Source organism: Sorangiineae bacterium MSr11954 (assembly GCA_037157815.1).
GTDB lineage: Bacteria > Myxococcota_A > Polyangia > Polyangiales > Polyangiaceae > Pendulispora > Pendulispora albinea.
Genome location: CP089984.1, coordinates 8,055,989 through 8,080,167 on the forward strand (window position 1 = coordinate 8,055,989; position 24,179 = coordinate 8,080,167).

The 24,179-nt window shown below is 66.2% G+C and carries 20 protein-coding genes; 8 read left to right on the forward strand and 12 right to left on the reverse strand.

Annotation, left to right across the window (positions count from 1 at the left end; all coding sequences use genetic code 11):
* Positions 1-19: 19 nt before the first annotated feature.
* Entirely contained in the window at positions 20-355 is a 336-nt protein-coding gene (locus LZC94_31190; GenBank protein ID WXB12301.1) for a DUF503 domain-containing protein, read from the reverse strand.
* Between the two features lie 162 nt (positions 356-517).
* On the opposite strand from LZC94_31190, the gene LZC94_31195 reads away from it, so the two are divergent.
* Complete coding sequence (locus LZC94_31195; GenBank protein ID WXB12302.1) at positions 518-778, forward strand: type II toxin-antitoxin system Phd/YefM family antitoxin; 261 nt, start codon at positions 518-520, stop codon at positions 776-778.
* Between the two features lie 6 nt (positions 779-784).
* A complete protein-coding gene (locus tag LZC94_31200; protein WXB12303.1) occupies positions 785-1,210 on the forward strand; it encodes a type II toxin-antitoxin system VapC family toxin in 426 nt (141 codons plus the stop codon).
* A 518-nt stretch (positions 1,211-1,728) separates the two neighbouring features.
* Here LZC94_31200 and LZC94_31205 read toward each other — a convergent pair.
* The 5 genes from LZC94_31205 to LZC94_31225 all read right to left on the reverse strand — a co-directional run bounded on the left by LZC94_31205 (position 1,729) and on the right by LZC94_31225 (position 8,363).
* Positions 1,729-1,908: a hypothetical protein gene (locus LZC94_31205; protein WXB12304.1), complete on the reverse strand. Its 180-nt coding sequence runs from the start codon at positions 1,906-1,908 to the stop codon at positions 1,729-1,731.
* Between the two features lie 89 nt (positions 1,909-1,997).
* On the reverse strand, positions 1,998-5,324 hold the full coding sequence (infB, locus tag LZC94_31210; GenBank protein ID WXB12305.1) for a translation initiation factor IF-2: 3,327 nt from the start codon (positions 5,322-5,324) through the stop codon (positions 1,998-2,000).
* Entirely contained in the window at positions 5,321-6,004 is a 684-nt protein-coding gene (locus LZC94_31215; protein ID WXB12306.1) for a hypothetical protein, read from the reverse strand. Before LZC94_31215 ends, infB begins: the two co-directional genes overlap by 4 nt.
* Positions 6,005-6,175: 171 nt before the next feature.
* Entirely contained in the window at positions 6,176-7,852 is a 1,677-nt protein-coding gene (gene nusA, locus LZC94_31220) for a transcription termination factor NusA (protein ID WXB12307.1), read from the reverse strand.
* Between the two features lie 16 nt (positions 7,853-7,868).
* Positions 7,869-8,363 carry a ribosome maturation factor RimP gene (locus LZC94_31225; protein ID WXB12308.1) on the reverse strand — a complete coding sequence of 165 codons (495 nt, stop codon included), beginning with the start codon at positions 8,361-8,363 and terminating at the stop codon, positions 7,869-7,871.
* Between the two features lie 397 nt (positions 8,364-8,760).
* Here LZC94_31225 and LZC94_31230 point away from each other — a divergent pair, with 397 nt between their 5' ends.
* From LZC94_31230 to LZC94_31240, 3 genes are all read left to right on the forward strand, one after another.
* Positions 8,761-10,269 carry a sigma-54 dependent transcriptional regulator gene (locus tag LZC94_31230; GenBank protein ID WXB12309.1) on the forward strand — a complete coding sequence of 503 codons (1,509 nt, stop codon included), beginning with the start codon at positions 8,761-8,763 and terminating at the stop codon, positions 10,267-10,269.
* Positions 10,270-10,297: 28 nt separating this feature from the next.
* A complete protein-coding gene (locus LZC94_31235; GenBank protein WXB12310.1) occupies positions 10,298-11,194 on the forward strand; it encodes an ABC transporter ATP-binding protein in 897 nt (298 codons plus the stop codon).
* 513 nt (positions 11,195-11,707) lie between these two features.
* A complete protein-coding gene (locus LZC94_31240; protein ID WXB12311.1) occupies positions 11,708-12,910 on the forward strand; it encodes a hypothetical protein in 1,203 nt (400 codons plus the stop codon).
* Positions 12,911-13,202: 292 nt separating this feature from the next.
* On the opposite strand, the gene LZC94_31245 is transcribed toward LZC94_31240, so the two are convergent.
* The 5 genes from LZC94_31245 to LZC94_31265 all read right to left on the reverse strand — a co-directional run bounded on the left by LZC94_31245 (position 13,203) and on the right by LZC94_31265 (position 20,122).
* A complete protein-coding gene (locus LZC94_31245; GenBank protein WXB12312.1) occupies positions 13,203-14,123 on the reverse strand; it encodes a hypothetical protein in 921 nt (306 codons plus the stop codon).
* A gap of 25 nt (positions 14,124-14,148) precedes the next feature.
* Positions 14,149-16,068, reverse strand: a complete 1,920-nt coding sequence (locus tag LZC94_31250; GenBank protein ID WXB12313.1) for a protein kinase — start codon at positions 16,066-16,068, stop codon at positions 14,149-14,151.
* 60 nt (positions 16,069-16,128) lie between these two features.
* Positions 16,129-17,796 (reverse strand): sigma-54 dependent transcriptional regulator, encoded by a 1,668-nt coding sequence (locus tag LZC94_31255; GenBank protein ID WXB12314.1) that lies wholly within the window; start codon positions 17,794-17,796, stop codon positions 16,129-16,131.
* Positions 17,797-17,855: 59 nt separating this feature from the next.
* Positions 17,856-18,599, reverse strand: coding sequence for a hypothetical protein (locus LZC94_31260; protein ID WXB12315.1), 744 nt, complete (start codon positions 18,597-18,599; stop codon positions 17,856-17,858).
* 194 nt (positions 18,600-18,793) lie between these two features.
* Positions 18,794-20,122 carry a sigma 54-interacting transcriptional regulator gene (locus tag LZC94_31265; protein ID WXB12316.1) on the reverse strand — a complete coding sequence of 443 codons (1,329 nt, stop codon included), beginning with the start codon at positions 20,120-20,122 and terminating at the stop codon, positions 18,794-18,796.
* A gap of 116 nt (positions 20,123-20,238) precedes the next feature.
* Between LZC94_31265 and LZC94_31270 the strand changes: the two genes are divergently transcribed.
* Positions 20,239-21,015, forward strand: coding sequence for a hypothetical protein (locus LZC94_31270; protein ID WXB12317.1), 777 nt, complete (start codon positions 20,239-20,241; stop codon positions 21,013-21,015).
* Between the two features lie 595 nt (positions 21,016-21,610).
* Here the strand turns inward: LZC94_31270 and LZC94_31275 are convergent.
* Entirely contained in the window at positions 21,611-22,618 is a 1,008-nt protein-coding gene (locus tag LZC94_31275) for a serine/threonine protein kinase (GenBank protein ID WXB12318.1), read from the reverse strand.
* 170 nt (positions 22,619-22,788) lie between these two features.
* Here LZC94_31275 and LZC94_31280 point away from each other — a divergent pair, with 170 nt between their 5' ends.
* A complete protein-coding gene (locus tag LZC94_31280; GenBank protein WXB12319.1) occupies positions 22,789-23,223 on the forward strand; it encodes a YbjN domain-containing protein in 435 nt (144 codons plus the stop codon).
* Between the two features lie 71 nt (positions 23,224-23,294).
* Complete coding sequence (locus tag LZC94_31285) at positions 23,295-24,170, forward strand: PspA/IM30 family protein (protein WXB12320.1); 876 nt, start codon at positions 23,295-23,297, stop codon at positions 24,168-24,170.
* The last annotated feature ends 9 nt before the right edge of the window (positions 24,171-24,179 follow it).

Below are 24,179 nucleotides of genomic sequence, written 5' to 3' on the forward strand. Positions count from 1 at the left end.
GTTCCTCGAGCTCCTTGTTTCAATCGTCCGCCGCGAGCGGCGGATCGCCGGGGCCGTAGAGATCGGCCCCGATGGTGATGACTTCCGTTGCGCGATCGGTGAGCACGGCATCTTCCTGCGTTTCGGCGGTGTGGGCCACCTGGGCCATCACCGAATCGCACACCGCCGCGTCCCCCGAGACGACGCTCACGCCGAAGACGGCGCGCTGGTGCAGATCCTGGGCGTCGACCTCGGCGATGGACACGTCGTAGCGGGCGCGCACGCGGTCGCGAAACTTCCGGACGACGCTGCGCTTTTCCTTGAGCGAGCGCGCATGCGGAATGTGAAACGTGAGCCGTAAGACGCCGACGAACATCGATGGACCATCCCGGGAGGGAGCACCCCATTTACCTCGAATCGGGGGTACGCGCAGGGAACACACGCCTTTCCGCGTCGATTTCCCCGCGGATTGCGCGAGCTTACGCTCGAGCTCGCCCTGGAGTGGATTTTCCCTCCCCACCAGCTAGACTGTCTAGCCATGTCCAAGATCCCACGCCTTTGGCAGATCCAAGACGCAAAAAATCGACTCAGCGAGGTGGTCGACAACGCCCGCCAATACGGGCCGCAAGTCATCACACGCCGGGGAAAGGAGACGGCCGTGGTTCTTTCATACGAGCAATACACCCGCCTCACCGAGCCGAAGGAGCGGTTCATCGATCTGCTCCGCAAAGCTCCGCGCTCGCCCGATGGCCTCGTGACGGAGCGCTCCAAGGACACGGGCCGCAAGATCGACCTGTAGACCGCCATGGGCTACCTGCTCGACACCTGCATTCTGTCCGAGTTCACCAAAACCTATCCGGCAGCCGCGGTCGATGACTGGCTCGAACGCGTGCCGGATGCTTCCCAGTTCGTGAGCGTGCTCACGTTGGGTGAAATCGAGAAGGGCATCCAGAAGCTCCCCGCGAGCACCCGCCGCCGCAAGCTCGAGCTCTGGCTTACCGAAATCCGCACGCGCTTCCAGCAGCAGACGCTCCCCATCGACGAGCGCGTGGCCATCGAATGGGGCCGCATCTCGGCGCGCGCCGAGAGCAAAGGTCACCCGCTCCCCGTGGTCGACACGCTCATCGCCGCCACGGCCATCGTGTATGGGTTGAGCGTGGTCACCCGCAACACCGCGGACATGATGCACACCGGCGCCACCATCATCGATCCATGGGAGTCGCTGTCCTAGCGCCACGAGCTTCGTAGCAGCACCACCGGGAGTCGCCATCGCAACCCGACTGGGAGTCGCTGTCCTAGCGCCACGACCTTCGTAGCAGCACCACCGGGAATCGCCATCGCAACCCGACTGGGAGTCGCTGTCCTAGCGCCACGAGCTTCGTAGCAGCACCACCGGGAGTCGCCATCGCAACCCGACTGGGAGTCGCTGTCCTAGCGCCACGACCTTCGTAGCAGCACGAGATTGCCGCGAGGGCGTGGCGCGCGCGCCAACCATCTCGGCGGGGCCCTCCCGTCCAGCGATCTCGGCGCGGAGGTGCAAACAACGCGAACCTTCCACGCAACGCGCGCCCGCAAACCGCCCGCCCCAGCGCCGATCGCACAAACGGCACCCATCGAAGCTGAGACCGCACTCGAAGCCGCGCTCGACTTCCTTCACGCCTTCCCCAGCGCCGATCGCACAAACGGCACGGGCCCGCGCACACGGCGCGGGCGGGCCCAAGCCGATTCCTGCAGATTGCAGCTTACGGACTACAACTTCGGCTTGATCTCTTCGATCTCGTACGACGCTGGCGTGGGCCAAGCAGCCGGAGCGATGCGGGGGAGATCACGCTGCGCGAGGGAACGGCGCTCGACGATGTCCTTCGCTTTGACGTCGCTGAACCCATCGAAGCTGAGACCGCACTCGAAGCCGCGCTCGACTTCCTTCACGCCTTCCCCAGCGCCGATCGCACAAACGGCACGGGCCCGCACACACCGTGCGGGCCCAGCCGATTCCTGCAGATTGCAGCTCTTACGGACTACAACTTCTGCTTGATCTCTTCGATCTCGTACGACTCGACGATGTCCTTCTCTTTGACGTCGCTGAACCCGTCGAAGCTGAGACCGCACTCGAAGCCGCGCTCGACTTCCTTCACGTCTTCCTTGAAGCGCTTCAGCGCATCGAGCTTCCCATCCCACACGACCACGTTGTCGCGGATGATGCGGGCCTTGTTGGTGCGCTTGATCGTTCCTTCGATGACGTACGAGCCGGCGACGACGGTGCCCTTGACCTTGAAGATCTGGCGGACCTCGGCCTTGCCGTGGGTCTTCTCGACCAGGGTCGGAGGGAGCAGGCCCTCCATCGCGTTTCGAACGTCTTCGATGGCGTTGTAGATGATCGAGTAGAGCCGGATCTCGATCTTGTTCTCTTCGGCGAGCGCGCTCGCCTTTCCGGCCGGACGCACGCTGAAGCCGATGACGATGGCCTTGGCCGCGATGGCGAGGTTGATGTCGCCCTCGGTGATGGCGCCGACCCCCGCGTGGATGAGCGAGAGCTTCACGCGGTCGGTCGAGAGCTTCGAGAAGGCGTCGGCCACCGCTTCGACCGAGCCTTGCACGTCGCCTTTGACGATGACGCGCAGCTCTTGCTGCGACGAGTCGGCCATGCGCTTGGAGATCTCTTCGAGCGACTGCTTGGCCGTGGCCGGGATGAGGCTGCGCGCCATCTTCCCTTTGCGGCTCTCGGCGATCTCCTGCGCCTTCTTCGGATCCTTCACCGCGTGCATCGGATCGCCCGCGCCGGGGACCTCGGACAAGCCCAGGATTTCCACCGGGGTCGACGGCCCCGCCTCGTGCACTTGCTTGCCGTGCTCGTTGGTCATGGCGCGGACCTTTCCGAAGCCGGCGCCGGCCAGGAGGAAGTCGCCCACGCGGAGCGTTCCGTCCTGAACGAGCACGCGCGCCACCGGACCGCGGCCGCGATCGAGGAGCGCCTCGAGCACGGTGCCGCTGGCGGCCTTCTTCGGGTTCGCCTTCAGGTCCATGACCTCGGACTGAATCGCCACCATTTCGAGCAGCGACTCGATGCCCACACCCGTGTGCGCCGACACGTTCACGAAGATGGTGTCGCCGCCCCACTCTTCCGGCTGAAGGCCGATTTCGACCAGCTCGCGCTTCACCCGCTCGGGCTCCGCCGCCGGCTTGTCGATCTTGTTCACGGCCACGATGATCGGCACCTTGGCCGCGCGCGCATGGTTCACGGCTTCGCGCGTCTGCGGCATGACGCCGTCGTCGGCCGCCACGACCAGGATGATCAAGTCGGTCACGCTGGCGCCGCGGGCGCGCATGGCGGTGAACGCCTCGTGGCCCGGGGTGTCGAGGAAGACGATGGGGCCGTGCTTGGTGTTCGCGCGGTAAGCGCCGATGTGCTGCGTGATGCCGCCCGCCTCGCCGCTCGCCACGTTGGCCTGGCGGATCTTGTCGAGCAGGCTGGTCTTGCCGTGGTCGACGTGACCCATCACGGTCACCACCGGAGGGCGCGTGATCAGGTTCTGCTCGGCCGCGTTCTTCTCGCTCGCGTCGGCCGCCGCGGCCTCTTCGCCTCGGGCTGCCGCGATGCTCTCCTCTTCGCTCTTGGCGACGTCCTCGACCTCCCATCCGAACTCGGAGGCGAGGATCTTGGCGGTGTCGGCGTCGAGCGTGGTGTTGATGTGCACACCGGTCATGCCCATCGAGAGGAGCTTCATGAGGAGCTCCGTCGACTTGAGGGACATGCGGCCCGCCATCGATTGGAGCGTGATGTTCTCCTCGATGCGGATGACCTTCTTGTGCTCGCTCATCTCCTTGGTGGAGACGGCCGACGGCGGCCTCTTTTGCTGCGAGTGCGCGCCCGGACCGAAGCCTCGGCGCTGACCGCCGGGGCCTCCGCGTCCCATCATGCCAGGGCGGCCACCTTGGGGCCCGCCAGGACGCATCCCCGGCCGGCCCGGCGCCGCGCTGCTGCTCGCGCGCGGATCGTACTGCACCCGGCGCGGCATGGAGCCGGTCTGGCCTCCGCCAATCGCGGTGCGCGGTGCGCTCGCGGGCGTGGGCATCGGCACACCGGGGCGCCCCGTCCAGTACTCCACGCCCGTCTTGGGCGCAGCCGGACGCGGCGGCGGTGCAGGCGGCGGTGGCGGCGCAGGCGGAGGCGGCGGTGCGACCTCCACCGGGGGCGGCGGCGGTGCCGGGGGCGGCGGCGCAGGTGCTTCCTCCACGACCTCGGCGCGCGCTTCCACCTTCGGCTCGGGAGCCTGCGTGGACGGGCGCGACGCAGACGTCGCAGGGGATACCTCGGGCTGCACGCTCTGCAGCTTCGGGCTCGGAGCGGAAACGCGCTCGGAGGCAGTGGGCGCCGGCGCAGGTGCCGACACCGCTGCAACCGCATGGGACGATTCTCGCGGGGCCGGTACGACCGGCGGCGGGGATTGCACGACCGGTTCCTCCGTCGTCGTGGGGATTTCCTTGACCGAAGCAGGCGCCGGAACGGCGACCGCAACAGGGACTGTATTGTCGACGTCGTCCGTCGGCTCGAGAAGGCCGGCCTTCGACGCCGTTCCGGGCAGGCTCGCCCGCGATGGCGGCGGGGTCGGGGCGCCGGACTTGGGGACGCTCGCGTCGGCGGCGCCGGACCGGGGGAGGCTGGTTCGCGACGATGCCGGGGCGGGGATGTTCGTCCTCGAGGCCGGCGGGGTCGGTACCTGCACGTTGGGCGAGCTGACGCGCGCGGGCGGCGGCGGGGTCACCGGTGCTTCGATGACGCTCTCGAGGGAACGCGCGCTGGCGCGGTCGACCGGCACGGCCGAGACGTCGCGGGTGCTCCGTCGGTCGTCCGTCACGCTGGCGGCGTTGGCCGCGACGGCTGTCGCGTTGGCCGCGTTCGCGGCGGCGGCGACGTTGCGGCTGGAGAGCCGGTCGGTGCTGGGACGGTCCACGCGCATCGCCTCCACGGCGGCGAGACCGCCGTCCAAGTGCCCATTGTGGTCCGTATCGAGCATCGACAGATCGGCGTGGCTGCTTGCGGGCGGCGGGGGAACCTGGGTCGACGGGAGCCGGGTCGTCGAGGGACGCGACTCGGCCGGGGCGGGTATCCCGCCGGGCTTGGCCACCGCGCGGCGCTTGACCACCGTGGGACGAATGCGCTCCTCAACCACATCGTGGGTCTTCTGCTTCTCGAGGTGTCGCTTCACCCGCTCGACCGCTTCCGGCTCCACGGAGCTCATATGATTCCGCACCTCGTTGATGCCGACGGCCTGAAACAGTGCCACGACCGCCTTCGGATCGAGGTTGAGCTGCTTGGCCACTTCGTACACGCGCACCTTGCTCATCGACCCTCGCTTGTCGCAGCGGACACGCGTCCGAGGCCTGCGACCGCCCGGCGTTCGGAGCTGTTCTCCGAAAACCTGCATGCATCACCCTGTGCAAACACCGCTCGCAGCTCCGAAGCGATGCTGGCGCTCGTCACCGCAACGAGAGCCACTTCCTCGCGACCGAGGAGACGTCCTACCCCGTCCTTCGTCCCCCAAGCGATCGCGCGTCCTGACGCAATCGCCTCCGCAATCGGACGCCGCGAAACCACTTTACTCCCGTCTGCATCGCGCGCGACGACGACCACTACATCCTTTCCTTTTTGCGGAACGTTTTCGTCCCGCCCTCTCTGCCCGCTCTCGAACTGCTCCAAAAGCTCACAAACCGCGTCGGCGCCATACGTGAGGTTCCCCGAACGACGGGCCGCGAGAAGCAGCCCCTCCAGCCGGCGATCCATTCCTGCCGCAATTTCGGTCCCCAACTCCACGGCATCCGCCACCACCCGCGTCTTGAAGGCGCGGGACAGTCCCCCTTTGCACGCCTTCACGAGACAGGCCGGCCGCGCATGAACATGCGCACCATGACCGAACGACGAACGCCCCACGTCCACCACCACCCGGGCAGGCGGCCCGCCCTCGGATGATGTGGGAGTCGCATCGACGACTTCGCCCGCTCCCAACGACACCAGCACCAGACGCACGAAGGCCGACGCGGAGTCTTTTTCTCCGCAGCCTACGCACGTACGGCCGTGCGCCTTTCCGAGTGCTCGTTGGGGGTTTGCTCTAGTCATCCTGCTCTTGTGGATCCTGCCTCTGTGTCGGGCGCGGTTCGTATCGCCCCTCGTATCGGGAATTCGTCCGTTCATCCAATCCTAAAGACTTGCCTTGGAGGCGGGGGCCGCAGCCGACTTCGACTCTTGTGCGACCTTGACCGCTTCTTTACGGGCGGAATCGATTACTTTCCACTCGTTCTGAAGAAACTGTTCGGCGCCCTGCTTGATGACCCGCGCCTTCTTGATGCCCAGGCCCGTTTTGATGGCCAGCTTGTCCTCTTCTTCCTTGTTCACGTCCTCGACGCTGCGGTAGCCCGCCTCCTCGAGGAGCTGCGCGGTCCGCTCCCCCACCCCGCGTACGAAGAGGAAACGCTCGCGCTCGCTGAGCGGCTCGGTGCGATTGAGGGCCGCCGAGATGCGGGCTTGGCGCAGGCGCTCCATGGTCTGCTCGGCGGCCTCGCGCACACGCGCCGCCCCTTCTTCGCCGCCCAGGCCCGGGATGGCCGCGAGCTCCTGCTCGGTGGCCTCCGCCAGCTCCTCGAGGGCGCGGAATCCGAGGCGGTACATGCTGCGGGCGACCGGTTCGGTCACCATGTCCAGCTGCTGCAGCGCGCTGATGGCCTCTTCCTCCATCTGCTTGAATTTCGACTCGCTGATGATGTCCAAACGCCAGCCAGTAAGGTGGTGAGCGAGGCGCACGTTCTGTCCCTTGCGCCCAATGGCCAGCGAGAGCTTCTCGTCGGGGACCACGAGCTCCATTCGCCCGTCCGCCTCGTCGACGATGACCTTGTTGACCTCCGCCGGCTGGATGGCGGCGCACACGAAGCGCGCCGGATCCCGGTCGTAGGGGACGATGTCGATCTTCTCACCGCGCAGCTCCTGCACCACGGCTTGCACGCGCGAGCCCTTCATGCCGACGCACGCCCCCACCGGGTCGACGTCCGCGTCGCGGCTGGTGACGGCGATCTTCGAGCGCGCACCCGGCTCTCGGGCGCAGGCCACGATGCGCACGATGCCCTCGTAAATCTCGGGGACCTCGGCCTCGAACAACTTTTCGACCAACTTCGGGTCGCTGCGCGAGAGGATCACCTGCGGGCCGCGGGCTTCGCGGTCGATATCCTTCACGTAGGCAACGATGCGATCGCCGGGTCGGTACGTTTCACGCGGAGTCTGCTCGCGGAACGGGAGGATGCCCTCCGTGCGCCCCAGGTCGACGATGATGTTGTTGCCCTTCTCGAACCGGCGGACGACGCCTTTGATCAGCTCGCCCTTGCGGTCTTTGTACTCGTTGAAGATGAGATCGCGCTCTTCGTCGCGCACGCGCTGAATGAGCACCTGCTTGGCGGTCTGGGCGGCGATGCGGCCGAACGCCGTGCGGGCTTGCTTCACATTGAGCAGATCGCCGAACTCTTTGTCCTGCTCGGCAGCCTTCTTCGCGTCCGACGGGTGCCAGAAGATTTGAAAGCCGAGCTCCTCGCCGAGCTCCGCCTCGAGGCCGAGGCGCTGCGCGTCCTCCACCGCGATCTCGCGATCGTCGTCGCCGACGTCTTCGACCACCGTCATGTATTGAAAGAGGTCGACTTGGCCGCTCTCTTCGTTGAAGCGGGCCTCGAGCTCGCGGGTCGGGCCGAAAGCGCTCTGCGCGGCCTTGAGGATCGCCTCCTCCACCGTCTTGATGAGGCGGGTCTTGTCGATGCCTTTGTCCTTCGCGACCATGTCGATGGCCTGAAGAAGGTTCAAGTCGGGCTGCGCAGGGTTTTGCTGGTTGAGTGCCATTGCGTTCACCGTGGATTCACCGAGAGTGCTTGCCAGGTTTCGGAGCTGGACCGAACTCGAACACCAGTCGCGCGGCGGCGACGTTGTCGAGCGATACGTCGTATGTACGTGGGCCGTCGACGACGGATACCACTCCTTCCTTTGGCTCCCCCAGAGTGCCCGTGATCACCTTCTGGCCTTCGGGGGTTGCAGTTTTCAACTTCAAACGGGCTTTTTCGCCCGCGAAACGTACGAAGTCGCGCTCGTTGCGCAGCGGTCGCTCGACACCGGGGGAGCTGACCTCCAAATGGTAATGGTGCGGGATGGGGTCAGCCACATCGAGCGCAGGGCTCAAGTCCCGCGCGATCTGAGCGCAGAGCTCCAGGTTCACGGCCGCGTCCCGGGTGGTCGCGCGCTTTTCGGCGCTGCCCAGCTTCTCCACGTAGACGCGGAGCACCCAACCCTGCTGTTCCGTCTTGAGCTCGATATCCACCAGCTCCGCCCCGTGAGCGGACACGATCGGTAAAATCACGGCTTCTAGCCGTGCTCGGTCGTTGGATGTTGTCGTGTTCTGGTTCGAGTCCATGCGAAAAAAAACGCGGTCCCCCGGTTTGGGGTCCGCGCGTGGAAAACCACCAACTGAGGCGCGCGGAAGATAGCGCCCTGTGGCCCCTCATGCAAGAGCGAGTGCAACGGACCGCCACCCGCTCGCGTACGCTCTGGCTTCGAGGCCCGCATCGTTCGGCTCGCCGCACGATTTCAGGCAGGCTGCGGGCTCGGGGGTGAAGCGGGTCCGTGCTATTTGCACGAATACCCCCTGGACGCAACCGTATACCCTTCCCGATATACTACGGTTAGCGCATACGACCGATCGCGCTAAGCTCCCCATGGAAAATTCTGACGATCGCACATCGAATCCCGTAGCAGGCGTGGCAGGTGCCTCTGGCGCCGCAGGCGCAGCGACAGGTGTTGTCGGCACCCCACCCGGTGGCACACCTGCGGCCAATCGCACCACCCGGCATCGGCCCCCCAACGCGCGCGGCCGCATCCTCATCGTGGACGACGAAGCCAACGCGCGCGCCGCCCTGAGCGAGATCCTCCACGAGGAGGGCTACGCCACGGAGACCGCGGCCGACGGGTTCAAGGCGCTGGGCAAGCTCGAGGAGTTTTCGCCCGACGTCATCCTGACCGACTTGAAGATGCCCGGCCTCGACGGCATCGCGTTCATGGACAAGGCCCGCGCGGCCGCCCCCGGCGCGGTGTTCGTGGTGATGACCGCGTTCGGCACCATCTCGAGCGCGGTGGCCGCCGTCAAAAAGGGCGCGGACAACTACCTGACGAAGCCGCTGGAGTTCGAGGAGCTCAGCGCCATCGTCGAGCGCGCCATGGAAAAGGCGCGCCTTCTTCAAGAGGCGCGTCAGCTTCGCGATCGACTCCGCGAGCGCAACGCCTTTGGGCTCATCGTCAGCGACGACCCCAAGATGCACGAGATCCTCGAGCTGGTCGCCCAAGTGGGGCCGAGCCGGGCGAGTGTGCTCATCATGGGCGAGAGCGGGACCGGCAAAGAGCTCATCGCCGAGTCGATCCACGCGGCCTCGCCGCGCGTGCAGAAACCATTCGTTCGCCTCAACTGCGCGGCGCTGGCCGAGTCGCTGCTCGAGAGCGAACTTTTTGGCCACGAGCGTGGCGCATTTACGGGCGCCGTAGGCCGGCGCGACGGGCGGTTCAAGCAGGCCGATGGCGGCACTTTGTTCCTGGACGAGATCGGCGAGATTCCGCTCGGGACGCAGGTCAAGCTGCTGCGCTTTCTGCAGGAGCGAACGTTCGAGCGGGTCGGCGGGAACGAGACCTTGAAGGTCGACGTGCGGGTCATCTGCGCCACCAACCGCGATCTGCAAGAGGAGATCAAAAAGGGGCGCTTCCGCGAGGACCTCTTCTACCGCCTCAATGTGGTGACCATCAACCTGCCCCCGCTGCGCGATCGCAGGAGCGACATCCCGGCGCTGGCGAGCTTCTTCCTGCGCCGCTACGCGGCCGAGAACGGGCGCAACATCGAGGGCATCAGCGACGAAGCCTTGGAGCGCCTCGCCTCGTACGCATGGCCCGGCAATGTGCGCGAGCTGGAGAACGCCATCGAGCGCGCCGTCGTGCTCTGCGACGGCACGCAAATCGAGGCGCGCCAGCTCCCGCCCACCTTGGTCCCGCAGACGCAGCGCGAGGGTCCGCCGCCCATCCCCGGCTCGACCATCGCCGATCTCGAGCGCTACGCCATTCTGAAGACGCTCGAGGCGTGCGGCGGCTCCACCTCCAAGGCGGCGATGCTCCTCGGCGTCTCCACGCGGAAGATCCAGTACAAGCTGCACGAGTACGGGGCCACCGGCACCTTGGGCCTCGCGAACGCGGCCACCCCCGCGAGCGCGCGCCCGAGCACCAAGTAGGTTCAAGGCGAGGCCGGGGGAAAAGGCGTTGCCCGTCCTCGCCGTACGCGATCTCGCCAAGACGTTTCGCAAGTCGTTCGCGTTCGCGCCGTCGTTTCCGTTCGTCTCTGCGCGGACGATCGAGGCGGTGCGCGGCATCTCGTTCGAGGTGGAGCGCGGCGAGATCTTCGGCTTGCTCGGTCCCAACGGCGCAGGCAAGACCACGACGTTCAAGATGCTCACCGGCCTGGTCGCCCCCACCGCGGGAAAGGCGACCTTGTTCGATCTGCCGCTTTCGCACGACAGCCTTCGAAAGGTCGGCTTTCTACCCGAGACACCTTACGTCTATCCGCACCTCACGCCGCGTGAGTTCGTGGCGCTTTGCGCGCGGCTGAGCGACGTCGAGGGCCGCGGGCTCCCGGCGCGGGTCGCGGGCGTTCTCGGGCGGGTGGAGATGAGCCAGGCCATCGACCGTCCGGTGCGCACCTTGTCCAAGGGGATGCTCCAGCGGGTCGCGCTGGCCTCGGCGCTGGTGCACGAGCCGGAGCTCTTGGTGTTGGACGAGCCGATGGACGGTCTCGATCCGTCGGGTCGGATGATGGTGCGCGAGCTCCTTCGCGAGGAGAAGGCCAAGGGGCGCACCATTTTGCTGTCGAGCCACATCCTTCGCGACATCGAGCTCCTCTGCGACCGCATCTGCATTCTACGCGCGGGCAAGGTGGCGCTCGAAGGCGCCGTGCCCGCGCTCCTCGCGCGCCACGATGGCTCGCGCACCGAAATCACGTTGCTCGCCGATGCGAAGACCGAGGTCATCGTCGCCACCAGCGAGGCCGAAGTGGCCGACGTGCTGGGCCGCGCCCTCGCACGCGGCGCGCGGGTGATGAGCGTGAAACGGGAGACCTTGGAAGAGCTGTTCGTGCGCGGCTCGAACGACGCGCCATCCTGAATCGCATGGGTCGCCTTCGGCGGCGGCGCGCTCGATGCGAATCAGCCGGCCGAGAGAGGGTCGGCGGCGGCGACGCGCTCGTTGCGATTCGACCGACCGAGAAGTCACGACGGATTCGTGTTTTGCGGCCATGCATCGCGCTTTGCAGCGACGCGGGCTTCGATCTTGAATCGAAATTAAATCGACCGACCGACGAAGCTGCGACGGATTCGATGTTATCGGCCATTCATCGCACTTCACGGCGGGGCGATGTCGTTTAGACAGATTGAATTTTTATATCCATGACGTATTGACGCAAAGCGGCTCCCCATTCTAAGTAGCGATTGAGCAATCCCCACCACCGAAATGTGATTTCGGTGGATTGGCGTGTTTCATCGACCCGCGGTGCGCGCGCACGGAATTGGCGCGCGGCTGCGAGGGATTTGCCGTCGTGCGTCCTCGTATACGTCTTTGGTTCCGCTTCAGCGGATCAATCTGCGGTCGCGATGATCTCTTCGCGACGAGGGTATATCCATGTTGAAAAATCGATTCGTCGTCATGTTGCCATTTTCGCTCCTCGCCGCCGCGTGCAGCGTGCAGAGCTCCGGACAATCCAACGAGCCGTTGGGCGCCGTTCAGCAACCCGAGGTTTGGTCGGCGAAAGACGATCCTTCTTTGTTCTCCTCCGACTTGGTGCGCGTCGCGTCCGCGCTGCCCACGAGCGGTGAGGTGGCTCGAATTCCCTGGGCCGGGAGCTATTGGCCGACCTACAAGGACAGCATCAACTACCGCTGGGCGGGCCCGAGCTCCGCGTCCCCCGCGAAGAAGTACGAGCTGGCGTTCGGCGGTGCAGACGTCGAAGACGCCGTGTCGCGGTATCACGGTATCGACGCGCACTCGAACGCCAGGAGCTGCACGCGGACCTCGCAGTGCGACGCGAGCTTGGGCGAGTCGTGCGCGCGCCGCGCCGGAGAGGGCCGCGGATATTGCATTCCCACGTGGTTCGGTATCTGCCATGCGTGGGCGCCGGCGGCGATTTTGGTGCCGGAGCCCGAGCACGCGGTGGTCTCGAACGGCGTGACGTTCGAGGTGCAGGACATCAAGGCGCTCATTTCGCTGGTACACGAGGGCACGACGGTGAAATTCGTGTCGCTGCGCTGCAACGACAGCGACGAGAACATGTCACGCGACGAAGACGGGCGCCCGCGCTCGGCGTGCCGCGATACCAATCCGGGTACTTTGCATATTTTGCTGGCGAACTACCTGGGCATCAAGAAGCAATCGTTCGTCGAGGACCGAACGTTCGATTACCAAGTATGGAATCAGCCTCTGCGCGGTTATCGCATCCTCGAGCAAGAGGAGATCACCAGCCGCGAGGCCAACGCGCTGGTCGTGGAGGGCTCGGGCGCCGCGTCGGATCGTTACAAGTTCAACCCCGACGCGGTCTCGTTCCTCCACGTGAAGACCGAGGTGCAATACATCACCGAGACGTCCCCTCGCGAGGGCAACGTGGCGTCGCGCATCGACGACTACACGCAATCGTCGCACTACGAGTACGTGCTCGAGCTCGACGCACGGGGTGCCATCATCGGCGGTGAGTGGGTCGGCCGCAGCAAGAGCAACCACCCCGACTTCCTCTGGCTGCCCGTCCGCCAGCCGCCCTCCACCGTCGCCGCGGGCGGCGCCATCACGTACACCAACGTGAAAGCGCTGGCCAACGCCTCGATCACCCCGTAGCCCGGCGCCACGGCGTCCGAAACGAGAACGGCGTCCGAAACGAGAACGGCGTCCGAAACGAGAACGGCGTCCGAAACGAGAACGGCGTCCGAAACGAGAACGGCGTCCGAAACGAGAACGGCGTCCGAAACGAGAACGGCGTCCGAAACGAGAACGGCGTCCGAAACGAGAACGGCGTCCGAAACGAGAACGGCGTCCGAAACGAGAACGGCGTCCGAAACGAGAACGGCGTCCGAAACGAGAACGGCGTTCCAAAACGAGAACGGCGTTCCAACTTGGAACGGCGTTCCAACTAAAACGTCAACCGCAACCCCATCCCGGCTCCACCCTGCGTCAAGGTCGGTGCAAAGGACACGGCAGGCGGGATGGGGCGCTTTTTGACGATGGTCAGGTGGGAGCGGAAGGCGACATTGGCCTCTACGATGCCCGCCGCGGCGGTGACGAGGAATGCGCTGTAGGCGGCCATGTTGATGAAGCCCCAGGTGCGCGCGCGGTCGTAGTGGCGTTGGGCGTCGGAGGTTTGGTTGGTGCCTTCGGGATCGTTGTAGGCGTCGACGAAGGCGGATTTTTCGGAGTAGTAGAAGGGGATGGCCAGGGTGCCGACGGCCAAACAGAGCGACTCGGCGCCCAGAAAGAACCAACCGAGGCCGGTGGAGCCATTTTGGAATTGGCCGGCCCCGAAGGGAACGAAGGCCAGGATCCGCGAGTGGTAGACCTCGATCTTCTCTTCGCTGGCCATCCGCTCGAGGACGCGAATGCGCTCGAGCTGCTTCTTTCGCTCTTCTTCCTCGCGGACCCGGCGCTCGGCTTCGCGCCGGGCGGCCTCGCGCGCTTGGGCGTTGAGGCGCTCGCGGATGCGGCTGCGCGTGTCGCTGAAGGCGTCGAGCACGGAGGTGGGAAAACTTAGTGGATCGGGCTCGTACTGCGGGTTCTTCAGGAGGAGCTGCTCGAAGAGGGAGCTGGCCTCCGCCGGGCGGCTGCGCGCGATTTTGACCGCGCCCCAGTACATGTACGCCTGGGTGACGAGGGTGGGATCGCGCAAGGTGCCGGTGCTCGGGGAGAGCATCGCGCGAAAGCGGGCGTCGGCCTCGTCGTACTGCCGGGCGAGGTAGGCGTTGCGGCCTTTGTCGAGCTCCGATTGCTCGTCGGCGCGCGCGATCGCACCCGTCGTGAGACAGACGGCGACGGCGACGGCGGCGAGAAACGAACGCATGCGGAGGGAGGCCGCGATGTTAGCGTCAATCGTCGCTGGAGCGTCCGAAAACCACTTCGACTTGTTGCCCGGCGAGCAGGGTCACCGGCTCGCTCCGGCCCGCCGGGAGCTCCAGCACGTGAACGGACGTCTTGGCCCCCTTCATCGGAACGCGGTTTGGAACGCCGGCGCGCAAAACCACGGTGGGCTGCTCCTGAATGGCGTATGAATGCCGCGGATCGCCCTGAACGAAGAGGATCGCGGGCTTGACTTCGAGGGTCACCGCGAGCTCGACGGCGTCCTCCCCCGGCTCCACCACCCGCGTGACATGCTCGCACGCGTCCTGCGCGCACGAAAAGACGAGCACGTGCTTCTGGCCATCGATGCTCAAATGGCCGCCGATCTCGGCGTTCTTCGGCTCGTCGCCATCGAGCGCCACCCGAACGCCGAAGAGCGGGATCAGGCTCCGAAACGTGACGTCGCGCGCGATCGCCTTGCCGCCCGACGCCGACGCCGATCCCCCCGGTCCCGTTTGCCCCGTTTGCCCCGCGGGAACGGGCCGCGGCGCGGGGGCCTTCGCCGAGATGGCCGCCGGCACCATCCGAGCCGGATCCGCCCCGCTCGCGATCGGCGGGGGCTCGGGGTTCGGCAGCTCCACCCCCAGAGGTTCGCTGGAGGGCGCCGATTTGCCGTTGTCGACCATGGGATCCGGCGCCGGTACCGGCTTGAAGGCGCGGGCCACCCAGAACGCCGCGGTCCCGCACACGATGGCCGAGAGCACGATGGGCACGATGCGCTTGACCAGCCGGCGCCGCGCCGCGGAGCGGTGCATGGTCGAGACGATCTTCAGGAGCGTCTTGTCGTGCGGCGCATACGCGAGCGCGCGGTTGTAGTCGGCGGCGGCGGCCACCGCATCGCCGCGGGCCCGCGCCTCGTGACCGAGCTCGCACAGGCGCGCGATGAGCGCGACGTCGTGCTTCTTGGTGTACGCCTCGGGATCGTCGAGCCACGCTTCGACATGGCCGCGTTCGCCCGACGCGGAGAGCGTGTTCTCGGCCTGCAAGCGGCGAAGCTCCGCGAGCAGCGCCTCGCGCATCTGGTTGGCATCCTGGAAGCGGCCCTCGGGGGTGCGGTGAAGCGCGCGATCGAGGAGCTTGCTCCAATTTTTCCCCACGATGGGGCGTTCGTGCTCCGCGCTCGGGTAGATCCCTTCCAGCACCCGCCGGAGCACCTGCGCAGGGTTGCTCCCTTCGAACGGCAGGTGGCCCGCGAGGCACTCGTAGAGCAAAACGCCGGTGCCGAACACGTCGGCGCGCGCGTCGACCTCGCCGCCCTCGATTTGCTCCGGCGCCATGTGCGCCGGGCTCCCCAGGACTTGCCCGGTCGACGTCACCCCTTGGCTGTCGAGCAGCTTGGCGATGCCAAAGTCGGTGAGCTTGATTTTGACCCTCTCCTGGGGGAGAAGCGGCGGCTCACGGCGCTCGCCTTGGCCCGCGCCCGCGTACTCGAGGATCACGTTCTCCGGCTTGACGTCGCGGTGGATGACGCCGGCGGCGTGCGCATGCGCGAGCGCCGCCAGCAGCTCCAGGGCGATGGTGACCCCCACCTCGGGAGGAAGCGCGCGATGCTCCTCGAGAATCTTCCGAAGGGAGCGGCCACGGACGAGCTCGACCACCAGGTACTGCTCGTCTTCCTCGGGCGAGGAGACGTCGTACACCTCGACGATATTCTCGTGGCGCAGCTTGGCAACGGCGCGGGCCTCGGCAAAGAAGCGATGCGCAATTTCGCTGGAGTCGCGCAGGTGGCGATGAATGACCTTAATCGCGACGTCGCGACCAAGCCTCGGATCGTGCGCTCGGTAGACGGTGGCCATGCCGCCGTGGCCGATTTCCTCGATCACCTCGTACTTGGTGATGGCGGGCAATCGCGCTTGCGTCGTCTGCGTGGCCGGGCCCGTTGCAGCCATTGAGCAGAGTGTAGCCTGATTGCGCCCGCGTTACTCTCGTTACTCTCGCTGCCCGCGCGATTACTGACCTTTGAGGCCGAGGCGTTTCAGCCGGCTCCGGAGTGTGCTCTCGCTCAGCCCGAGCGAGCGGGCCGCACGCGACTGGTTTCCTTCGGCACGCGCCAAGATTTGCACCAAGATTTCGCGCTCGATATCGTCGAATGTGGTGCCCGTCTCCGGCACCCGAAGAACGAGGGTAGCTCCATCGTCCCCGTCGACCGCTTCGACCTTCTCGTTCCGCCGCGCGCTCGATGGCACGGGCTCGCGCAGCTCCCTGGGATCACGTGACGAGAGATCACGTGAAGAGAAATCACGTGACGAGGGCTCGCGCGACGAGGGCTCGCGCGAAAGGGGCTCGCGGGATAGAGGCTCCCGGGACGAAGGCGGCACCGTGATCCGCGAGGCGCTGCTCACGGCCGGCCCGCCCCAGGGCGAGGTGGCCGGCATTTGATGCGGCGCAAATGAGAAACCAGGACCGAGCCCGAGCTCGTCCGCCTCGACCTCATGGCCCGCGTGGTAGATGGCGAGCCGCTCCATGAGGTTCGAGAGCTCGCGCACGTTGCCCGGCCAGGTATGCCGCTCGAGCGCGGCCCACGCGAGGTCGGTCAGGCGCGGCAGCATGCGTCCCATGCGGCGCGCGGCCGCCTCCAGCATCGGCGCGCCCAGGCCGCGCACATCGCCCGGTCGCTCGCGCAGCGGGGGAATGTAAATGGGCGCCACGGCCAGCCGGTAATAAAGGTCCAGCCGGAAGAGGCCCTCTTTGGCATCGGCCAAGAGATCGCGGTTGGTCGCGGCGATGATGCGCACGTCGATGCGGCGCGGCTCGGTCGCCCCCACGGGCCAGATCTCGCGCGCCTCGAGGGCGCGAAGGAGCATGGATTGAAGCGAGAGCGGCGCCTCGCCAATCTCGTCGAGGAACAAGGTGCCGCCGTCGGCGAGCTCGAACAGGCCCCGACGCAGCGGCTGAGCGCCCGTCGACGCACCGCGTGAGTGGCCGAAAAGCTCGCTGGTCATGAGCTCGGGCGGAAGGGCTGCCAAGTTCTGCGCCACGAAGCGGGCGCGCTTTCGCGGGCTGCGCTCGTGGATGGCGGCGGCGACCAGCTCTTTGCCGACCCCCGTTTCGCCGTAGAGCAGCACGCTCGCCTCGGTGCCGGCCACGGCGATGACCTGCTCGAACACCTTCGCCATGGGGGGCGACGTCACCTGCAGACGCGGCCGCGGGGGTACGGCACGCGCGACCGACTCCAAATCGTCCTTCAGCCGCGCGTTGGCGATGAGCAGCTCTTGCACCAGGCGGCGATTCTCGGACTCCAACCGCCCCTGCTCCACCGCGCGCTGGATGGTCAGCCGCAACTGCTCGGCATCCCAAGGCTTTTGCACGTAGGCAAAGACGTGCCCTTGGTTCACCGCCTCCGCGAGATCGTCGTGATCGCTGTAGCCGGTGAGCAGAATGCGCTGCGTATCGCGGAACTGATCGTAGGCGCGGGCGAGGAGCTCGGAGCCGCGCATCGGATCCATGCGCATGTCCGTGACGAGCACATCGAACGTCTCGTGCGACATGGCGGTGAGCGCCTCTTCGCCGCCGGCCACGCACGTAACGTCGAAGTCCGCCGAGAACACGACGTTGAAGACGTCACGAACGTCGTCTTCGTCGTCCGCGTAAAGGACCTTGGCCCGCCCGGTCGTCATCGCGAGAAGGAGACACTACCACGGCTCAACCCCCGCGTAGTCTCCTTGGAGACCCGGGGTCAACCTCCGGTGATGGGCGAGCCGAGTTGGGCTCCATTTTTCCAGCCCGAGGCGGCCACGAGCTCATTATGGAAGTGGCGAAATGCGCTCGACTCCGGCCACGTGGGCGCCCCGGCGAGGAGCGCGGCCACGTCGCTCTTTTTGCCGTGATCGATGGCGATGACCGCGGCCGCATAGCGCATCGCCCAGTGAATGAGCGGCGAGGTCGACGCGGCCGCACGCAGCGCGCGCGCATCGGAGTCGCGGCTGGTATGGGCGAACGCGCGGGCCATGGCGAGCAGCCCCCGCCGCAGGCGCGCGATCCGCAGCCGGGCAAAGAACGACGCCGCCGGCATCGGCATCTTTTCGAGCACCTCGGCCTTCTCGACCGCCGTGGTGCGGGCGCCCTCGAAGGTGTCGAGCAAGGTCTCGATGAAGAGGCGCTGCTCGAGCGCGGCTTCCCAAGCGGGCCCGCGCACCGAGCGCTCCAGCGCCGTGCGCGCCGCATCGATCCATCCGTAGGCGGCGTATGCCGTGGCCACCATCAGCGGCGCCATGGTCTCCGGGTACATGACCCGCTGAAGCGATCCCTGCCACGTTCCAAGCACCCGCTCGGGATCGCCGCTCATCAGGAGCCTGCGCATACGCCTTCGCGCGAAGTACGCGGGCAGCAACATCAACACGACGATCATGGCGAAGGGCAAGAGCAGCCGAGGCTGGTCCCACGCCAGACGTCCCGCGATGGCGACGCAAAGCGCGCTCACGGTGAGAGAAACGAATGAGATCGATCGGGGCCGGGGCGTCATGATGCTCTTAGGAAGGACTCCTGCATACAAGTGTTGGGCCGTATCGGCGGCGCCGCAACCTCATCACTCCGGAGCCCTCACTTCAAGTCACATCGGGATAGGCGCCGCGCGGCGTCGCCCGGCTCGTGGGATGATTTGACCCCCCGTGCCGGCTACGGCTTGTCGACGCGATCCGGCGTCCCTATACCGTGTCGGCGCAAATATCCACGAACATGTGCGCGTTCCATGGCGGCACGGCGCCCGATTTCGCTCACGTTGCCGTTGCACTCCGCGTACAGCGCCGTGAAATAGTCGCGCTCGAAGCGCGCCAAAACGTCCCGTTTGGCATCCTGGAAGGTGCGGCCGCGCGTGGGGGTCGAATCGGTCGCCGTGGTGGTGAGCGGCGCGAGGTGCTGCGCTACATCGAGGGGGCCCTCTTTGCCGAAGGCCAAGGCCACCGCCACCACATTGCGCAGCTCGCGAACGTTGCCCGGCCAGTCGTGGCGCATCAACCGCTCGAGCGAGTCATGCGGAATACGGTTGTAGGCCTGCTTGTCGCCCATATCGACGAGCATGCGGCGCACCAGCGCGGGGATGTCTTCGAGCCGATGACGCAAAGCAGGAAGCTCGATTTTGATCTGCGCCACGCGGAAATAAAGGTCGCTGCGGAAATTTCCCTCGTTGACCTCGCGCACCAAATCGCGACGTGTAGCGGCGACCACGCGTACATTCACCGGGCGGTAGCTGTTCGAGCCGACGCTCTTGATGCGTTGCTCCGCGAGCGCGCGCAGCAGCTTGGGCTGCACATCGACGGGGAGCTCTCCCAGCTCGTCGAGGAAGATGGTTCCGCCGTCGGCTTCGACGAAGGGCGAGATGCGCTTGTCGATGGCGCCCGTAAACGAGCCGCGCTCGTGGCCGAACAGGGCGCTCTCGGCGAGCGATGCGGGGATCGAGCCGCAATCGACCACGACGAACGGCTTGTTTTTCCGCTCGCTGGCGCCGTGGATGGCCTGCGCGACCAGCTCTTTGCCGGTGCCGGTCTCGCCGGTGATGAGCACCGTAAGCTCCGTCGGCGAGGCTTTGCGCAGTCGTTCGAACACCGCGCGCATTCCGGCGCTGCTTCCGACGAGGGGCCCGAACTCCGCAGCCTCGGGAACGTTGACCTGCTCGGGATTGTTCGGGCTGAACTCCAGCAGGCTATCGCCACAGAGGATGGATGTCGGTTTGGTGAGGAAAACTTCACCAATGCGCGTATCGCCGACGAAGGTGCCATTGCGCGAGCCGAGATCGCGCACGCGCACCCCGCGTTCGGTCGCGACGAGCTCCACGTGAACCGCGCTGACCTTCCGGTCGTCCAGCACGAGATCACAAGCTTCGTTTCGCCCTACGACGAGTGTGTCGGCGCCAATCTCCAGGGAAGGTTTGTTCCCTGTTCCCTTCGTGACGTTGAGTGCGCCGCCGCGAACTTCGTATTTTCCCTTGGCGGCAATAGTTGCGTCCACGGGGTCAGTTTTAGCACGACTGGACGCGCCTTTCGCAACAGGTTGCACGACTAAAAAAATGCTTGCGTGCATGTCAACGGCGCTGACAGCTTGGGCCAATGAAGTGGACACACGGGGTGGCCTTCGCAATTTTCGGGTGCGGCGCATGGATCTTTGCCGCCTGCAGTGAAAGTAACAACCCTAACAACCCGACGGACGGAGGCACCGCGGCCGATACGGGACAGCCCGATACGAGCGCAGGCGATGCGGGCGATCTCTGCACCACCTACTGCAATACGGTCGGCGCCCATTGCACCGGAAACGTGAGCGAGAGCGGCAAGCCAAATGTCGCAACTGCTCAATACCTATCGCAGAATGGCTGCCTTCACGCGTGCTCGAAAATGAATCCGGGCCCCGCCACGGGCGATGCGGTGGTCTCGGGGGACTCCGTTCGGTGCCGCACGTATCACGCCGGGAGCCCCGCCCAAGGCGATCCGGCGACCCATTGCCCGCACGCGGGCATCGTGGGCGCTGGGATGTGCTCCAGCGAGCCGGGTAAACGATGCACCACCTTCTGCCGGCTCGCGCTCGCGGTGTGCGCGCCGGCCGCGCTCACGGCGCGCGGTGTGCGTAGCTCAGACATTCCGTTCGCGGACGAGGCGGATTGCCTCAGCGTGTGCGAGACGAAAGTCGCCGGCGCATTCGCCTTCGACGACGCGCAGAACGAGCTCGTACGAACCGGAAATACGCTCAATTGCCGCCAATACCATCTGGTCGCCGCCTTCAACGATCCACCGTCCAACGACGGCAAAGCCTCGGATAGCGCCGTGGCCGAGTGCCCAAACCTCACCGCCTCCCGAGGCGCCATCCCGGTCCCGGGCCCGTGCACCACAGGCGAAGAGCGCAACCGATAACCGTCTCCTCCCGGTACTCGTGCCCGCGCGCGAACGTCTCGCGCCGTGAATTCGGGAAAGGGGAGTTCCCGCCGTTCGTCTCCCCGTGAATTCGGGAACGGAAACGGGAGTTCCCCCTGCCCGTTCCTCTTCCCCGTAAATTCGGGAACGGAAACGGGAGTTCCCCCCTGACGTTCGTCTTTCCCGTGAATTCGGGAACGGGAGTTCCCCCGCCGTTCGTCTTCCCCATGATTCGGGAACGGAACGGGAGTCCCCGCCGTTCGTCTCCCCGTGAATTCGGGAACGGGAGTTCCCGCCGTTCGTCTTCCCCATGATTCGGGAACGGGAACGGGAGTTCCCCCTGCCCGTTCCTCTTCCCCGTAAATTCGGGAACGGAAACGGGAGTTTCCCCCTGACGTTCGTCTTCCCCGGAACGGGAGTTCCCCGCCGTTCGTCTTCCCCGGAACGGGAGTTCCCCGCCGTTCGTCTTCCCCGGAACGGGAGTTCCCCGCCGTTCGTCTTCCCCGGAACGGGAGTTCCCCGCCGTTTCGTCTTCCCCGGAACGGGAGTTCCCCGCCGTTCGTCTTCCCCACCCGGCTCGCCGGGGCGAGGACGACTAACGACGCGGATTGGCCGAGGCGCTGTCGGCGAAGGTGATTTGCGTGGAGTCGTCGTCGCGTTCGAGGCGGGTGGGCGGTGAGCGCGCGGGCAATGGCATGTTGGCCATCGCGTTCCATACCGTGCGCCAGGCTTCGAGGGCCTCGGAGGCGCTCTTGAAGCGGCGCTCGCGGTCGCGGGCCATCATTTTTTCGAGGAAGCGCTCGATGCCGGCGGGCCACTCGTCGCCGGTGGTGGCGGCCAAGGAGGGGGCCTCGCGATCCAGCTTGAGCGCGATGAGGGTCAGCGCGTTGTTTCCCTCGAACGGCAAACGGCCCGTGAGCGCACGGTAGGCCACCGCCCCCAGAGCGTAGAGATCGGCCCGCTCGTCCACCCGCGCCGAGCCGCGCACTTGCTCGGGCGCCATGTAGGCGAAGCTGCCGAGCGTGGCATCGAAGGCAGTGAGCGATGGCTCGCTTTTTCGATTCTTACGAACCTTGCTGATCCCGAAGTCGAGGATCCGCGTCCGCTCCTCGGAGTCACCGTTGGCGATCTCCTTGGCGGTCAGCCGGCGCTTCTCGACGAACAAGTTCGCAGGTTTGATGTCGCGGTGAATGACCCCCGCACGGTGCGCGGCGTCGAGCCCTTGAAGGGCGTCATCGACCACCGGGGCCACATCGCCAAAGGAGAGGTATTGCTCGCGGCGCAGACGCTCGTCGAGCCCCTCCCCCGTCAGGCGCTCGAACGCGATCCAGAGCCGCCCGTTTCGGTCCTTGCCGGCCCCGAGAATGCGGGCCACGTACGGCGATTGAACCTGCGCGGCAATCGAGGCCTCCCGCTGGAATCGGGCGACCAAGTCCGGGTCTTGGGCGGCGCGCTCATGCAGCACCTTGAGGGCTACGACCTCGCCCGCCTTTCCGTCGGCGGCGTACACTTCGCCCATACCACCCTGCCCGATCAGACGGCGAACCTTGTAGTGCCCGCCGACTACGGTACCGACGAGTGATCCGGGTTCCGCCGCGCCCATGCTCCTCCTTCTTACAGAATCTAGCAGGTTTTTGCGGCTCTTCCGCGACGAATCGTCCAACGCCCGAGGGAGGCCGCCGCAAGCGGCAGACCTGCGGAAAGCCTGCGGTGAAGGGAGCCTGTCGACGCGAGGTGACAGTAGCAGTACCGCCAGTCTAACCTTGCCAGGCGATGCGAACCGTCCAGGACGTCGAGGCCTACTTGGAGAAGCTGAATCGCCGGTACTCCGTTGTGGAAGGCGAACGCAATACTTACCTCATTCATACGAGTGAAGCCTTCCCCCCCATCGCGATGCGAATCGACCCGCCTCTGGTCGTGCTGCGGGTGCACATCGCCGACGCGAGCGCCGACCAGCCCGCGCTCTTCCGCAAGCTCCTCCAACTCAACGCCGGCTCGCTCTTGCACTCGAGTTACGGGCTCGAGTCGGCACGGCAAACCGCCTCCGGCGAGGGCACCAGCTCCGTGAGCACCGACCGCATCGTCTTGGGCAGCGCGCTCGAGCTCGAGAACCTCGACTTCAACGAGCTGGAGGCCACGCTCGACGAGATCGACGTCGCGCTCGCGCAGCAGGTCCCCGAGCTGTCGCAACTCTTGAAGCGCTCCTGACGAGGCTTCGAGCCCTTCGTGAAGAACCGCCACCGTTCCACGCTTCGACGATAAATTCGAGAGAATCGCCCATGGGTATTTTCAGCCGTCTCGCGCAGCTCATCAAATCGAACCTGAATGACCTGATCAGCAAATCGGAGGACCCCGAGAAGATGCTGAACCAGGTCGTCCTCGACATGAACAATCAGCTGGTCGAGGCCAAGAAGCAGGTGGCCGCCTCGATCGCCGACGAGAAGCGCCTCGCCAAGCAGCACGAGCAAGAAGCGGCCAACGCCACCGAGTGGGAGCGCCGCGCGATGATGGCCCTGCGCGCGGGCAACGAGGAGCTCGCGAAGGAGGCCCTCGCGCGCAAGAAGGAGCACGACCAGCTGGCGGCGACCTTCAAGGAGCAGTGGCAGAAACAAAAGGCGGCCGTCGACTCGCTCAAGCGCGCGCTGCGCATGCTGAACGACAAGATCGAGGAGGCCAAGCGCAAGAAGAACGTGCTCATCGCGCGGAAGAAGCGCGCGGAGGCGCAGAGGGCCATCCAGGAGACGATGAGCGGCCTGCGCGATCAGAGCGCCTTCGAGACGTTCGAGCGCATGTCGAACAAGATCGATCAGCTGGAGGCCGAGGCCGAGGCGGGCGCCGAGATCCAAGAGGAGTACACGGGCGACGTGCTCGCCGCGCAGTTCGCGAACCTGGAGAAGACCGCGGGCGCCGACGAGGAGCTGCTCGCGCTCAAGCGCAAGATGGGCCTCGCCCCGCCGGAGGAGGCGCCGCCGGCCAAGGTCGCGGAGCCCATTCAGGCGCGGGTCGATGCCACCGCGGACTTCGACGCGCGCTTGGCCGAGGCCTCGCCCCCCACGCACGCGGCCTCCGCGCGCGAACAAGAAGAGTTGGCTGCGGCGCTCGAGGAGCTCGAGGCCGAGCAGCAAGGAACGCAACAACGGAAGGCGGGACATTGAGGCTTCTTC

Bases quoted from the DNA above. Each gene is read 5' to 3' on its own strand.
- LZC94_31190 (WXB12301.1), bottom strand. From the start codon at position 355: ATGTTCGTCGGCGTCTTACGGCTCACGTTTCACATTCCGCATGCGCGC.
- LZC94_31195 (WXB12302.1), top strand. From the start codon at position 518: ATGTCCAAGATCCCACGCCTTTGGCAGATCCAAGACGCAAAAAATCGA.
- LZC94_31200 (WXB12303.1), top strand. From the start codon at position 785: ATGGGCTACCTGCTCGACACCTGCATTCTGTCCGAGTTCACCAAAACC.
- infB (WXB12305.1), bottom strand. From the start codon at position 5,324: ATGAGCAAGGTGCGCGTGTACGAAGTGGCCAAGCAGCTCAACCTCGAT.
- nusA (WXB12307.1), bottom strand. From the start codon at position 7,852: ATGGCACTCAACCAGCAAAACCCTGCGCAGCCCGACTTGAACCTTCTT.
- LZC94_31240 (WXB12311.1), top strand. From the start codon at position 11,708: ATGTTGAAAAATCGATTCGTCGTCATGTTGCCATTTTCGCTCCTCGCC.
- LZC94_31245 (WXB12312.1), bottom strand. From the start codon at position 14,123: ATGCGTTCGTTTCTCGCCGCCGTCGCCGTCGCCGTCTGTCTCACGACG.
- LZC94_31250 (WXB12313.1), bottom strand. From the start codon at position 16,068: ATGGCTGCAACGGGCCCGGCCACGCAGACGACGCAAGCGCGATTGCCC.
- LZC94_31255 (WXB12314.1), bottom strand. From the start codon at position 17,796: ATGACGACCGGGCGGGCCAAGGTCCTTTACGCGGACGACGAAGACGAC.
- LZC94_31275 (WXB12318.1), bottom strand. From the start codon at position 22,618: ATGGGCGCGGCGGAACCCGGATCACTCGTCGGTACCGTAGTCGGCGGG.
- LZC94_31280 (WXB12319.1), top strand. From the start codon at position 22,789: ATGCGAACCGTCCAGGACGTCGAGGCCTACTTGGAGAAGCTGAATCGC.
- LZC94_31285 (WXB12320.1), top strand. From the start codon at position 23,295: ATGGGTATTTTCAGCCGTCTCGCGCAGCTCATCAAATCGAACCTGAAT.